This window comes from Streptomyces omiyaensis (genome assembly GCF_014650895.1).
GTDB lineage: Bacteria > Actinomycetota > Actinomycetes > Streptomycetales > Streptomycetaceae > Streptomyces > Streptomyces omiyaensis.
This window is the reverse complement of sequence record NZ_BMVV01000059.1, coordinates 1-13,710: the sequence shown is the minus strand read 5'-3', so window position 1 is coordinate 13,710 and position 13,710 is coordinate 1. Positions and strand designations below refer to the sequence as shown.

Genomic DNA, 13,710 nt, shown 5'->3' with positions numbered 1-13,710 from the left:
TGCAGGGCGTCCCGGTCCGGGTCGGCGTAGACGGCTACGCTCGCGATCCCGGCATCCCGGCAGGCACGGGCGACACGAACAGCGATTTCGCCACGGTTGGCGATCAGGACCTTGCGCACGACGGCTCCTCACAGATGGGTGGACCGCGACCGCACGCCCTCGGCGTGCGGACGCAGCGGCAGATGCGCCTCGATGTGCGTCCCCTCCAGAGGGGAGCTGCTGACGGTCAGCCGGCCGCCGATGTCCTCCATCCGCTCCGTCATGGAACGGAAGCCCTGGTGGTCGTGGCCCGGCCGCAGTTCCCGCGTGAAGTCGAAACCGCGCCCGTCGTCCTCGACGCTCGCGTACGCCCACCAGCGGGTGGAACGGATGACCACCTTCACGTGCCGCGCCCCGGAGTGCGCGAAACTGTTCCGCAGCGCCTCGCACACCACCAGGTACAGGTCCCGGCGGCGGGCGTCCGGGATCAGACCCTCGTCACCCGTCGACCTGACACTGAGCCGCACCCCCTCGGGGGCGAGCCCGGCGGCGAAACGGCGCACCGCCGCGTCGAGCGGCGGCAGCGCGGCCCGCACGCGCTCCCTGCGGATCAGGGCACGCAACCGGATGTCGGCCTTGCGCAGCGCGTGACCGGCGGCCGCCAGCCCGCCGCGGTCCGCGCCCTCCGGCCCGGCCGCCGCCTCCAGCCGCTCCAGCAGCAGCCGCGCCGTGCCGACACCGTCGGCGACCTCGTCGTGCAGCTCCCGCGAGATCCGGCGCTGCTCGCCCCAGCAGCAGGCCGACAGCCGGCCGCCGGCCGGATCGTCCGCCCGGCCGGTCTGCCGCAGCGCCTCGCCCAGGGCCTGCACCGAGGGCGCGTCCAGACAGCCGCTCTCCATCATCTGCAGCACCGCACACTCCATCAGCAGGGAGGAGACGGCCGGCAGATGGGGCACGGCCGGCTGCGGGCCGGGGGCCCGCACGCCCCCGGCCTCCGCCCCGAAGGCGACGGCGAGCACCGCCCCCGCCCACGTCACCAGCGGCCCGCGGACCGCGGGATCCCACCGGTCACCCGCGCTCAGCACACCCGGCAGCGCGGACTCGAACCGGCGCAGGACCGCCTCGACGTGCAGCCGCAGCGGCCCGGCGGGAACCTCCGCGCCCTCGGTGGGCACGAAGACGCGGGCCACGGCCCCCCGGGACGGCGCACTGCGCGCCACCCGGTCCAGGCCCTGCTGCAGTGCCTCGGCGAAACCGGGCCCGATGAGGGTCTCCCAGCCGCCCACACCCGCCGGCGCGCTCATCGCGCGGCGGCGGCTCGGTGGAACGCGCCGCCGAAGAACAGCAGCCCGTCCGTGTCGCCGCTGCGACCCGTGCCGACCACGTCCCCCACGAAGATGGAGTGGTCGCCGATGTCGTACGACGTGGACAGCTCGCACTCCAGCCACGCCAGCGCCCCGGACAGCAGCGGAGCACCGGTGCGCGGCCCCGGGGCCCAGTCGACCCCGGTGAACTGCGCCGGCCCCAGCGGACGCTTCTTGTCCGCGAAGAACCGCGCCAGGTGCTCCTGATCGGCGCCCATGATCGACACCCCGAAGTGCCCGGCGGAGCGGATCGCGTCGTGCATGACCGCGCTGTGGGCCACGCAGCACAGGACGGTCGGCGGGTCCAGGGAGACGGAGGTGAAGGCGTTGGCCGTCATGCCGTGGATGTTCTCGCCGCCGACGGACAGCACGGTCACCCCGGTCGCGAACCGGGCCATGACCTCGCGCAGTGACGCCGGTTCCGCGAGCGGCGGCCCCGGCGGGACGGCTACACCGGTGGATACGGAATTCATGCTGCTTCCTTCGGATAATCCATGGAAGGAAACGTACGGGGTGCCGGGCACCGCCCAGTAATCGTCCGGTCTGCCCGCCCCTCCCTCCTCCGATTACCGGTGCGTGACCGGACATGTGCCGGGATTGTTGCGCCGCTCGGTAGGGTCGGGAGGCTTCGACAAGGCATTCGCAAATTCAAACCAGTGTGAGGGGTGTCATGGATACCGTTTCGGCGGAGCCTCAGCTCGCGGAACCGCACCTTCTCGGGTGGCTGTCCTCGGTCGGCCTCGACATCGATTACGTACGGGCCGAGGGAAACACGCTGTACTACCTCGACGAGAACGGCGGCGAAGTTCCCGTCCTCGATTTCGCGGGCGGCTACGGCTCGCTGATCCTCGGGCACAACCACCCCGAGATCTCGGCGTACGCGCAGCGGCTCATCGCCTCGCAGACCCCCGTGCACGCGCAGTTCTCCCGGCACCCGTACGCCAACGACGTGGCGCTGGCGCTGAACCGGATCATCCAGCGGGAGCTGGGCACCGACGAGTACTACTCGGCGATCTTCGCCAACACCGGCGCGGAGGCGGTGGAGGCGGCCGTCAAGCACGCCGAGATGGACCGCGGGATGCGGCTGCGGGAGCTCGCCGACACCCTGGCGGAGAACCTCGCCGCCGCACGGCTCGCCGTGTTCGGCGGCGCCGCCGTCGCACCGGAGGCGTTCGCCCTGGTCGGCCTGGCGGGACAGGCCGGACGGGTGAGCGACTTCGAGGCGCTGTCCGCCGAGATCGAGCGCCACAACGCGGCGCAGCTCGGCCGCCCGCCCGTCTTCCTGACCCTGGAGGGCGGCTTCCACGGCAAGCTCGTCGGCAGCGTCCAGCTCACCCACAACGAGGGCTACCGGGCCCCGTTCGCCGCGCTCGCCGCACCCGCCCGCTTCGTCCCCGCCGGCAGCCCCGAGGCGCTCAAGGAGACCGTCGAGAGCGAGCGGGCCACCGTCTACGACCTGGTGGTCGAGGACAACACCGTCCGGGTCGTGGAACGCAATTCCCCGGTCTTCTGCGGATTCGTCCTCGAACCGATCCAGGGCGAGGGCGGCATCCACGTCCTGTCGGCCGAATTCGCCCGCGAGATCCAGCAGGTGTGCGCGGAGATCGACTGCCCCGTCATCATCGACGAGGTGCAGAGCGGAATGGGTCGCACGGGCGATTTCCTGGCGAGTTCCGCCATCGGCCTGCGCGGTGACTACTACACCCTCGCCAAGAGCCTCGGCGGCGGAATAGCGAAGACCTCGGTGATGCTCACCCGCAGTTCCCTGTACCGTCCGCCCTTCGAACTCGTGCACAGCTCGACGTTCGCCAAGGACGCCTTCTCCTGCTTCATCTCCAAGAAGGTCCTGGAGCTTCTGGAGGCCGACGGCGGCGCGGCCTACCGCACGGCCCGCGAGCGGGGCGGGAAGCTGAAGGACATGCTGGAGGCGGTCGCCGCCGACCACCCCGACGTCGTCAAGGACGTCCGGGGGCGCGGTCTGATGCTCGGCCTGGAGTTCCACGACCAGTCCGGCTCCGCCTCGGAGGCGATCCGGGAGAGCGCCGCCCTGCTCGGCTACACGGCCGCCGGCTATCTGCTGCGCGAGCACCGCATCCGCACGTTCCCGACCGCCAGCGCCGTCAACACGCTGCGGTTCGAGCCCTCCCTGCTGCTGACCGACGCGGAGATCCGGCAGCTGGAGACCGGTCTGCGCGCGCTCTGCGTGGTCTTCCGCGAGGCCGACGGGGCGCGTCTGACCGGCACCGCGGCCGCCTGAGCCGGCCCCGACGGGCCGGAGGCCGGGCCCACCCCCACCCGGCCTCCGGCGCCACGCCCCTCCCGCCCCGCACGGCCCCCGCGCCGGGCGCCCTCTGCTTTCGTACGGCTCCGGCGCCGGGCGTCCCCTGCTTTCGTACGGCTCCGGCAGGGGGCGTCCTCTGCTTTCGTACGGCCCCGGCATCGGGCGTCCTCTGCTCCCGTACGGCTGCTGCAGCGGGCGTTTCCGCGCCCCGTACGGCTCCGGTGCCGTGCACCGCGCGCGGTGCGTGCTCGCCCTGCCGTCTCACACGGCGATCCCCGTCCGGGGCCTGCTCTCCGCCGCGGGGCCGGTTCTCGGCGGCAGCAGGGTGAGCGTGGAGGAGCGGTGCTTCCCGCCGCCCCACCCGGGCCGCCGGTCGAGGAGTTCGGGCCGGGCGGTGGCCACCGTGAGCAGCGGGGCCGTCCCCGCGCCGTCGGGCAGCGACTCGAGCCGGTCGAGCACGGCGTCGTCCGCCCAGTGCGCGTCGTCGACGACGATCACGACCGGTTCGAGCACCGCCGCCGCGGTGAGGCACTCCGTCCACGCGTCCAGGACGTCGTCACCGCCCGGGGCTCCGGCCGGGGAGGCGCCGCCCACCAGGAGCGGCAGCAGCAGCCGGTAGAGGTGGGCCCGGCGGGCCTTGGCCAGCCGCAGCCGCCAGACGGCCGCGGCCAGTTTGCCGCGGGCGTCCTCGGCGGAGTCCCGGGGAAGGACCCCGCAGTAGCGGGCCAGGATCGTCCCCGGCACCGACAGACCGCCCCGGCCCGGGGCGCGGGCGGTCAGGACGCGGGCGGTCGACCGCGGCTGCAGGGCGATGCTCCGCTCGAACTCGGTCAGCAGATGGGTCTTGCCGACGCCCGGCGCCCCGAGGACGGTCACCAGATGCGGCACGGAGCTGTGCCGGGCCCAGTCGAGCAGGCCGTTGAGCACGCCCAGTTCGTGCTCCCGGTCGGTGCGCAGGCCCGCGCCCGCCCCGACCAGCCCGAGGACCTGCCAGTCGTCCGAGCAGTCGTCGGCCGACTTCGCCGCGACGGACGCCCCGGTGGCCAGCCGGGTGGCGCCGCCCATCCAGACCTCGCCGTCGGGCACCCGGGCGAGCATGGCCCGTCCGTCGTCCAGGAGGGAGCCCACGGCCGACGGGCGGCCGCCGTCGCCCTCCGGGCTGAGCCGGATCAGGGCCCTGCCGGTGGTCACGGCGGCCCGGAACGCCGGCTGCCGGCTCGTCGAGAACCTCTCGCGCAGCGCCAGGGCGGCCCGCACGGCCCGCTCGGGATCGTCGTCACGGTGTCCGTCGACGCCGAAGAGGGCCAGGGTGACCGAACCGATCGCCGCGACGACCGTGCCGCCGAAGCGGCTGATGACGTCCTCGACGGTGTGCAGGGCCGTGTCGATCTCCCCGGGCGCCACGTCGTCGAGGCTGCCCAGGCGCAGCCCGACGAGCAGCGCGCTCACCGGGATCCGCTCGGTCACGGCCGCCCGGCCCTGCCGCGGCACGGCGGGCACCGCGGGGAGGGCGGGAACGGCGGCGGGGGAGGGGGAGGGGCCGGCGGGTGACCCCGGCGCGGCCGCCCGCGCCGCGGACGTCCCCGGCGCGACCGGCTCCGTCCGGTCCGCGTGCTCCGCCTGCCCGGCCCGTCCGCCCTGTTCGCTCTGCCCGGCCGGGGTCGCCCGGGTGCGGGAGGGGGCGGGGGAGACCCAGGCCAGCGCGGCGTCGTGGGTGAGGATCGCGTGCTGGAGCGTGCGCAGCTCGTGGCCCGGCTCCAGACCGAGGTTCTCCACCAGCGCCGACCGCACCCGCTCGTAGACGTTCAGGGCGTCGGCCTGCCGGCCGCAGCGGTACAGCGCGAGCATCAGCTGCCCGCACGCCCGCTCCCGCAGCGGCTCCGCCTCGGCCATCATCGTCAGCTCGCCGAGCAGCGAGTAGTGCCGCCCGCACTCCAGTTCGGCATCGAAGAGGTCCTCCAGGACGTCGAGCCGGTCCCGGCGCGCGGCGTCGAGCTCGGGCCAGGCGATGCCCGACTCCGCCAGGTCGGCCAGGAGCGGGCCGCCCCACAGGTCGAGCCCCTCGCGCAGCTGCCGCGCCGCCGTCTCCGGCGCGGACGCGGCGAGCGCGGCCCGGCCCTCGGAGACCCGCCGGCGGTAGACGAGCAGGTCGACGTCGTCCGGGTCGACCCGCAGCACGTAGCCGGGCGCCTTGGTCACCAGCTCCGGTAAGCCGCCCCCCGCCGGACCGCCCGGACCGCCCGTGGTGGTGCCGGCGGGGCCGCCCGCGGGGCCGTTCGCGCCCGCGGGGCCCCCGGCACCCTCGGCCAGGACGGTCCGCAGTCCCCAGACCGCGTTGTGCAGGATCTTCCGGGCCGACGCCGGCACGTCCTCCAGGTCCCACAGCGCCTGGACGAGTTCGCTCGTCGCCACGACCCGATTGGCGTGCAGCAGGAGATAGCCGAGCGTCGCGCGCTGTTTCGTCCCTCCCAGGACGACGGGCCCGGCCTCCGATATCGCTTCCAACGGTCCCAGCAGTCTGAACTTCATGGCCCCCCGCTCCGAAGAAGGAATGCAACTCGGGGCCGCCCAGGACGGAGAACGGCATGTGATTTCCGATGCCGCCGAGCGCCTTTGTCACACTTTCCGTCAGATTTTACCCAAAGGTTTTCACGGGATCCTTGAAGCCGTCTTGAGCAAGACGTGACGGGAGCGCACCATGTCAGCGGGGCACGAGCGGGGCACGAGCGGGGCACGAGCGGGGCACGAGCGGGGCGCGAGCGGGGTGCGGGCGGGGCGCGGTCGGGAATCCCGGACCGCCCGCCGGCCCCGCGCCCCCGGTGGTATGCGCGGGGTAACTCGGTGACTTCAAAGTGCCTTCTTCCATCCTCCGATGCCACTGCGGCATCCTGGTCGGAAGAATTCTTGGCGAAGTCGCCGGACACCGAGAGGAATCGTCGTGGCTACTAAAGTGGAATCCTTCTCGGAAATCGAGGACAAGTTCTTCTCCTACATCCAGGACATCGTCTACTGCACGATGATCACCGTGGACAGGAAAGCGCGTCCCAGGGCCCGGGTCCTGCTGCCCATCTGGGAAGTGGTCGACGGAAAGCCGGTCGGCTGGCTGGCCGCCTACAAGACCCCGGTCAAGGTCGCCCACCTCGCCAACAACCCGCACACGACCTACTCGTACTGGAACCCCCGCCAGAACGCCGTCTTCATCGACAGCGTCTCCACCTGGGCCGAGGACGCCGAGACCCGGCGCTACGCCTGGGACCTGTACCGCAAGGGGAGCCCCGCGGGCGTCGGCTACAACCCGCTCAACTTCTGGCGCGGCGGCCCGGACGACCCCAAGTACCACGTCCTGCGCATCGACCCCTGGCGGGTGCAGGTGCTGCGCGGGTCGGACCTCAGCAGCCGCATCTGGACGGACGAGAGCGCCGGCTGACCGGCCGTCGGCCCGGCGGCCGGCCGCCGGGCCGACGGCCGGTCAGCCGGTCAGTCGATGCCCCGCACGATGTGGCGCTCCCCGGGGTGGTCGTCCTCGGCGCCGGCCAGCAGCAGCACCGGATAGGCGTCCTTGTCGCGGGCGGACGCGCGTTCCGCGGCCTCACGGTCGTGCTCGTACATGGCTTCCTCCGGTGATCGAGTCGTCGAGCAGCGGGTACGAGAGCGGGGCACCGGCCGCCGGACGGCGGCCACGGGGACCCCGGGGGCCGGGCGCCACGGGCATCGGGCGAGCGCGCGCCACGAGCGTCGGGCGACCGGGCGCCACGGGCGTCGGGCGAGCGGGCGCCGGGTCTTCGCCCCGCCGTGCCGGGAGCGCGGTCAGACGTCCGCGCCGGCCAGGAGCCCGGTGACGACCAGATCGGCGATCTCCGGGGTGTGCGCGTCGAGGTAGAAGTGCCCGCCGGGAAAGACGCGCAGGTCGAACGGGCCGTCCGTGCGGTCGCTCCAGCCCGCCACCGCGTCGACGCTCACCACCGGGTCGGCGTCGCCGACCAGCGCGGTGACCGGCACGGAGAGCGGGACGGCGCCGGGCCACCGGTAGGCGCCCAGGGCCCGGTAGTCGGCGCGCAGCGCCGGCATGACCATCTCCCGCAGCTCGGGATCGTCCAGGACCCCGGCACCGGTGCCGCCGAGCGCGCGGACCGCGGTGAGCACCTGGGCGTCGGTGGTCAGCGCGTCGTGGACGTTGGCCCGCGGGCCCGGGGCGCCGCGCCCGGAGACGAACAGGCGGCGCGGCGCGGGGGCGCCGCCGCCGGCCAGCCGCCGCAGCGTCTCGTACGCGAGGAGGGCGCCCATGCTGTGCCCGAACAGGGCGTACGGCTCGCCGGTCAGGGGCCGCAGCTCCTCGGCGACCGCGTCGGCCAGCGCGTGGATGTCGGTGAACGGCCGCTCCTGGCGGCGGTCCTGACGGCCCGGGTACTGCACGGCCAGGACGTCGAGCCGCCCCGAGAGGCCCCGGGCGAGGGGCAGGTAGGAGCTCGCCGAGCCTCCCGCGTGCGGGAAGCAGACGAGCTTCGTGACGGGGTGGCCGTCGAACGCGGGGCCGGGGGCCGCCGCGAAGCGCCGGAACCAGATGCTGTTCACGTTGTCCCTTTCTGCAGGGGCACTTCCGCTCGCTCCAGACAGGGGAGCATCAGCCGCCAGAAGCGGCCGAGGCGTTGCGGGGAGAGCCATTCGGGGTTCTTGCGGCCGAGCGCCTCGAAACCGACCGTCGAGGCGGCCACCACGGTCGCCGCGTCCTGCGCCGTCGTGCCGTCCGCGAGGACGCCGCGGTCGGCGGCGGACACGAGGGTCTCCTCGATCCAGTCCTTCCACTGCGCGTGCAGGTCGACCTTGCCCTGCCAGGCGGCCTCGCAGCCGAGCGAGAAGCCGGCGCGCAGCACGATGTCCCGGTTGAGCTGGTCGAACAGCCGGTGCGAGGCGTCGACGAGGGTGCGCAGCGGGCAGTCCACGGGTTCCTCGGCACGGCCGGTGATCAGCTGGAGCCGGCGTTCCGCCTCCGCCTCGATCGCCTCGGCCAGGGCACCCTTGCTGGGGAAGTGGAAGTGCAGCGCGCCTCCGCTGACCCCCGCCCTGGTGCTGATGGCGGAGATCGACGCGGCGACGAAGCCGTCCGCGTCGAAGATCTCCGCCGCGGACCGAATGAGCGTTGTGCGCGTGCGGACCGCGCGCTCCTGCATGGCCATGTGCTCTCCGTGGATACCTGGGACCCGCCCTGACGGGCCCTCAAGGGCGACCAGCGTAATGAACCGCCCCTGCGGTTTCCATTCACCGGATCGGTGCCGGGGCCGCCGCCGTCCGGAATCCGACCACGGCCCCTGGCGCGTTGCGGCGGGCCCGGCCGACCGGGCCCGCCCGCGGCGTCGGCTACTCCGGCAGCAGGGTCCCCGCGACCGGACGGTCGATGGCCATCAGCCAGCGGCCGTCGTCGCCCAGACGCAGGACGTCGGTGCAGCTGCCCTCCAGCCGGACGGGCTCCCCGTCCGGGCCGGTGCTGTCGACGCTGAACTTCACGCCGATCAGCGCCACGTCGCCGGCGACGTACGCGTGGGTGACCTCGGCCTTCAGGAACGGCTTCGGCGCCAGGAACTCCTTGAAGAACGCGAGCCGCGCCTCGCCCGTCAGGGGAGAGCCGGAGAAGTTCGAGATCGCGTCGTCACGGTACAGCAGATCGAACAGCGCGCCGTCACCCGAGTTGAAAAGCTGAATGAAGATCTCGTTCTGCGTATCCGTGTCGCCGGTGAGATCCGGGTTGTTGACGTCGAAATCGACGGTGACACCAGGAATGCTCATGGGAATGGTCCCCACTTTCTTGATCATGGCATGCGATCGCCTGAGGGAGGTGCATGCCGACGGTACCCAGCGTCATTCGAAAGGGTTCTCACGCACCGGTAACCGGCCGCTCATCAAAGCCCGAAGCCGCCGATGACCACGGCGTGAGTGAATTGCGGAAGCGCCGGAAAGCGCCCGCAGTACAGTCGGGGCGGAATCGAATGAGAATAGCGACAGAGGAGACAGGATGGCCACGGCCGACATCGACTCCGGCACCGTGCTGAAAGCGGTACGGGAGATCGTCCCCACGCTCCGTGCGAACGGGCGCGCCACCGAGGAACGCGGCTGGCTCGTACCGGAGAACATAGAGCTGCTCGAGCAGGCCGGCGTCTTCCGCGCCGCCGTCCCGCGCAGGTTCGGCGGACTCGACCTGCCCCTCGCCGACCAGCTCGCGCTCGTCGCCGAGGTCGCCCGCGGCTGCGGCTCCACCGGCTGGGTCGCCAACGCCTGGATCTCCAGCGCCTGGATCGTCTCCCAGTACCCCGACCGCGCCCAGGACGAGATCTACGGCACGAGCGACGGCTCGCTGAAGGTCTCCGGCGGCTTCACCCCCACCGGCCGCGCCACCCGCACCGACGGCGGCTTCGTCCTCACCGGCAGCTGGCGCTTCAACACCGGCATCCGCGGCGCCGACTGGAACATCCTCGCCGCCCTCGTCGAGCGCACCGACGACGTCCACGAGGAGGTGTACGCGATCGTCCCCGCCGCCGAGATGGCCATCGCCGACGACTGGGACGTCACCGCCGCCGCCGGCACCGGAAGCTGCACCTCCTCCGTCACCGGCCTGTTCGTCCCCGCGCACCGCGTCGTCGACGGCTTCGAGGTCCTGGAGGGCCAGGTCGCCGACCGCGCCCACACCGCCGGCACCGGCCGCGAGTACGGGCTCACCGCCTACGTGATGGCGCTCTCCGCCGCCGCGTACATCGGCATGGCCCGCGCCGGCCTCGAACTCTTCCTCGACCGCCTCCCCGGCAAGGGCATCGCCTACACCCACTGGGAGGAGCAGCGCGCCCATCCGCACATCCAGTTCCAGGTCGCCGCCGCCGCCAACAAGATCTCCGCGGCCCAGGCCCTGGCCGACAGCTGGGGCCGGCGCATGCAGGACGCGGCCGACGCCGACGAGCGCCTCGGCATGCAGGAGCGGGTGGAGATCCGCAGCCAGATCACCTACTCCGTCCTGCTGGCCAAGGAGGCCGTCGACCTCCTGCACTCGGTCAGCGGCGCCTCGGTCATCGCCCGCTCCCAGCCCTTCCAGCGCGTCCACCGGGACATCCAGGGCCTCGCCCTGCACGGCCTGATGGCACCGCTCGGCGGCTTCGAGGCCTACGGCCGCGTCCTCGTCGGCCTCGACCCCGACACCGAGTTCTTCTGACGGCTCCTCCCGGACCCCGGGAGACCGGGTTCCTCCGGATCCTCCGGGACACCGGCCCCCCACCTCCGGTTCCTCCCGGACACCGCTCTCCCCTCCGGCTGTTCCGGGACACCGGCCCCCCACCTCCGGTTCCTCCCGGACACCGGGTTCCGCCGGCACCACCTCCGGGACACCGCCCCCCACCTCCGGGACACCGCCCCCCACCTCCCGGACACCGGTTTCCGCCTCCCGGACACCGGTTTCCGCCGGCAGGACCGCGCGAGAAGGCCGCGGGCCCGCGTGCAGTGTGCGCTGCACGCGGGCCCGCGGCCTTTCCTGCGCCGAAGCCGCCCGGCTACTCCTGCTCGCCGTACGGGTCGTCGATCGCGTAACGCCAGTTGCCGTCCGCGCCCTTGCGCAGCACGTCGACCCCCACGCCCGTCAGCAGCTCCGGCGCACCGTCCGCGTCGACGGTGGCGATGGACCAGTCCACGATCAGCAGCGCGGTGTCGCCCGTCACGAACGACTGCCGCGGCTTGGCGCGCATCTTGGGCTTGAGGGCCAGGAACTCCTTGACGGCCGCCCTGCGGGCCTCGCCGGAGAGGGGCTTCCCGGGCTCCCACACGGCGACGGCCTCATCGGTGTACATCGCGTTCACCGCATCGGCGTCCCCCGAATTGAAGGCCGCTTCGTACAAAGCGGTGTGCTTTTCTACATCGCTGGTGAGATTACTCATGACGAGTTCTTCCCTACTTTCTCGGTACGTGACACCCAGGAGTCGGTGCGGTTCCCGCGCTGATGTGTTCCGTCCCGAAACGTATCCGGGGGCGGCTCACCGGATGTCCACCGGCCAGTAACGACATGTCACCAGACGGCGGAATTCCTGCCGGTTACCCGCCCATGAGCCGGTATTGAGAGCGATCCGCCCGCACGGACCTAAGGTCGACGTCCGAGTGTGGTGACCCGACGCCTCGGCATTCACGCCGGGTCCACGCCGATTCGAAGTCAGCCAAGAAAGGGCAGCCGACCGCGATGACGAGCAATGGCAATTCTGTGGAGAACCGGACGCCGCGCGCGGACGAAGGAGCAGTGGCCGTCATCGGCATGTCCTGCCGACTGCCCGGGAACCTCGGACCGGCAGCCTTCTGGGAGCTGCTCCGCAGCGGCACCGACGCGATCACCGACGCCCCCGAGGGCCGCTGGGACACCGCCCCCGCGGGCCCCGGCGCCGGCATCCGCCGCGGCGGCTTCATCGACGGCATCGGCGACTTCGACGCCGGCTTCTTCGGGATCTCCCCGCGCGAGGCCGCCGCCATGGACCCGCAGCAGCGCCTCGTCCTCGAACTGACCTGGGAGGCCCTGGAGGACGCCGGCATCGTCCCCGCCCGGCTGCGCGACACCCGCACCGCCGTCTTCGTCGGCACCCTCCGCGACGACTACACCAGCCTCGCCCACCAGTACGGCGACCCCGCCCTCACCCAGCACTCCATGACCGGCCTCAACCGCGGCGTCATCGCCAACCGGGTCTCCTACCACCTCGGCCTGCGCGGCCCCAGCCTCACCGTCGACGCCGCCCAGTCCTCCTCGCTCGTCGCCGTGCACCTGGCCTGCGAGTCGCTGCGCTCGGGGGAGTCCACCACCGCCGTCGCCGCCGGCATCAACCTCAACATCCTCGGCGAGAGCGCCGTCACCGAGGAGCGCTTCGGCGGCCTCTCCCCGGACGGCACCGCCTACACCTTCGACGCCCGCGCCAACGGCTTCGTCCGGGGCGAGGGCGGCGGCGCCGTCCTCCTCAAGCCCCTCGACCGGGCCCTCGCCGACGGCGACCGCGTCTACGGCGTCATCCGCGGCAGCGCCGTCAACAACGACGGCGCCACCCCCGGCCTGACCGTCCCCAGCCGCGAAGCCCAGAGCCAGGTGATCCGCGAGGCCTGCGAAAAGGCCGGAATCAGTCCCTCCGAAGTTCAGTACGTCGAGCTCCACGGCACCGGCACCCCCGTCGGCGACCCCATCGAGGCCGCCGCGCTCGGCGACGTCTTCCGCGCCCACCGCGCCCCCGGCGACCCCCTGCTCGTCGGCTCCGCCAAGACCAACGTCGGGCACCTGGAAGGCGCCGCGGGCATGGTCGGCCTGCTCAAGGCCCTGCTGAGCCTGACCCACCGGGAACTGCCCGCCAGCCTGAACTTCGAGACCCCCAACCCCGCCATCGACCTCGACGCCCTCAAGCTCGCCGTCCCCCGCGCCCTCACCGCCTGGCCGCACCCCGACCGCCCCCTGGTCGCGGGCGTCTCCTCCTTCGGCATGGGCGGCACCAACTGCCACGTCGTCCTGACCGAGGCCCCCGCGCCCACCGCCCCCGCCCGCGCGAGCACCACCCCCGCCGGCACCACCCTCCCGTGGGTCCTCTCCGCCAAGAACGCGGACGCGCTGCGCGCCCAGGCCCGCAAGCTGCACGACTTCACCGCCGCCGGCGACGCCGACCCCACCGACATCGGCTTCTCGCTCCTGACCACCCGCACCGCCTTCGCCGAACGCGCGGTCGTCCTCGCCGACGGCAAGGACGCCTTCCTCACCGCCCTGGACGCCCTCGCCCAGGGCACCCCCGACGCCTCCGTGGTCTCCGGAAACATACGGGACGGCCGACTCGGTTTCCTCTTCACCGGCCAGGGAGCCCAGCGGCCCGGCATGGCGGGGGAGCTGTATGCCTCCTTCCCCGTCTTCGCCGCCGCCTTCGACAAGGTCTGCGCCCTGCTGGAAGCCGGAGGCCTGAACGGCTCGCTGCGCGGTGTGATCGCCTCCGGCGACGCCCTCGACGAGACGGGCTGGACGCAGCCGGCGTTGTTCGCGGTCGAGGTGGCGTTGTTCCGGCTGGTGGAGTCGTGGGGTGTGCGGCCGGACTTCGTGGCCGGGCATTC

At 72.8% G+C, this 13,710-nt stretch carries 13 protein-coding genes; 4 read left to right on the top strand and 9 right to left on the bottom strand.

Going from position 1 to position 13,710, the window contains the following annotated elements:
* The 3 genes from IE287_RS37755 to IE287_RS37745 form a co-directional block, all read right to left on the bottom strand.
* The coding region (locus IE287_RS37755) for a biotin carboxylase N-terminal domain-containing protein (protein ID WP_141708051.1) at window positions 1-119 on the bottom strand (119 nt) is incomplete at its 3' end.
* 9 nt (window positions 120-128) lie between these two features.
* A complete protein-coding gene (locus IE287_RS37750; RefSeq protein WP_189853953.1) occupies window positions 129-1,283 on the bottom strand; it encodes a sensor histidine kinase in 1,155 nt (384 codons plus the stop codon).
* The gene (locus IE287_RS37745; RefSeq protein WP_229884011.1) at window positions 1,280-1,816 is read right to left on the bottom strand and encodes a flavin reductase family protein; all 537 of its coding nucleotides are present in this window, start codon (window positions 1,814-1,816) and stop codon (window positions 1,280-1,282) included. The genes IE287_RS37750 and IE287_RS37745 overlap by 4 nt, the downstream gene beginning before the upstream one ends.
* A gap of 197 nt (window positions 1,817-2,013) precedes the next feature.
* Here IE287_RS37745 and IE287_RS37740 point away from each other — a divergent pair, with 197 nt between their 5' ends.
* Window positions 2,014-3,600 (top strand): aspartate aminotransferase family protein, encoded by a 1,587-nt coding sequence (locus tag IE287_RS37740; RefSeq protein ID WP_189853952.1) that lies wholly within the window; start codon window positions 2,014-2,016, stop codon window positions 3,598-3,600.
* Between the two features lie 285 nt (window positions 3,601-3,885).
* On the opposite strand, the gene IE287_RS37735 is transcribed toward IE287_RS37740, so the two are convergent.
* Window positions 3,886-6,153, bottom strand: a complete 2,268-nt coding sequence (locus IE287_RS37735; protein ID WP_189853951.1) for an AfsR/SARP family transcriptional regulator — start codon at window positions 6,151-6,153, stop codon at window positions 3,886-3,888.
* Window positions 6,154-6,562: 409 nt separating this feature from the next.
* Here IE287_RS37735 and IE287_RS37730 point away from each other — a divergent pair, with 409 nt between their 5' ends.
* Window positions 6,563-7,051: a pyridoxamine 5'-phosphate oxidase family protein gene (locus tag IE287_RS37730; protein ID WP_189853950.1), complete on the top strand. Its 489-nt coding sequence runs from the start codon at window positions 6,563-6,565 to the stop codon at window positions 7,049-7,051.
* A 50-nt stretch (window positions 7,052-7,101) separates the two neighbouring features.
* Here the strand turns inward: IE287_RS37730 and IE287_RS39265 are convergent, their stop codons facing one another.
* The 4 genes from IE287_RS39265 to IE287_RS37715 all read right to left on the bottom strand — a co-directional run bounded on the left by IE287_RS39265 (window position 7,102) and on the right by IE287_RS37715 (window position 9,432).
* Entirely contained in the window at window positions 7,102-7,233 is a 132-nt protein-coding gene (locus tag IE287_RS39265) for a hypothetical protein (protein ID WP_268255025.1), read from the bottom strand.
* Window positions 7,234-7,431: 198 nt separating this feature from the next.
* On the bottom strand, window positions 7,432-8,196 hold the full coding sequence (locus IE287_RS37725; protein ID WP_189853949.1) for a thioesterase II family protein: 765 nt from the start codon (window positions 8,194-8,196) through the stop codon (window positions 7,432-7,434).
* On the bottom strand, window positions 8,193-8,798 hold the full coding sequence (locus tag IE287_RS37720; protein ID WP_189853948.1) for a ScbR family autoregulator-binding transcription factor: 606 nt from the start codon (window positions 8,796-8,798) through the stop codon (window positions 8,193-8,195). The genes IE287_RS37725 and IE287_RS37720 overlap by 4 nt, the downstream gene beginning before the upstream one ends.
* A 181-nt stretch (window positions 8,799-8,979) precedes the next feature.
* The gene (locus IE287_RS37715) at window positions 8,980-9,432 is read right to left on the bottom strand and encodes a YybH family protein (protein WP_229884010.1); all 453 of its coding nucleotides are present in this window, start codon (window positions 9,430-9,432) and stop codon (window positions 8,980-8,982) included.
* Between the two features lie 199 nt (window positions 9,433-9,631).
* Between IE287_RS37715 and IE287_RS37710 the strand changes: the two genes are divergently transcribed.
* Complete coding sequence (locus IE287_RS37710; RefSeq protein WP_189853947.1) at window positions 9,632-10,816, top strand: acyl-CoA dehydrogenase family protein; 1,185 nt, start codon at window positions 9,632-9,634, stop codon at window positions 10,814-10,816.
* Between the two features lie 334 nt (window positions 10,817-11,150).
* On the opposite strand, the gene IE287_RS37705 is transcribed toward IE287_RS37710, so the two are convergent.
* A complete protein-coding gene (locus IE287_RS37705; RefSeq protein ID WP_189853946.1) occupies window positions 11,151-11,531 on the bottom strand; it encodes a YybH family protein in 381 nt (126 codons plus the stop codon).
* Window positions 11,532-11,827: 296 nt separating this feature from the next.
* On the opposite strand from IE287_RS37705, the gene IE287_RS37700 reads away from it, so the two are divergent.
* A partial coding sequence (locus tag IE287_RS37700) for a type I polyketide synthase (RefSeq protein ID WP_189853945.1) occupies window positions 11,828-13,710 on the top strand: 1,883 nt, incomplete at its 3' end.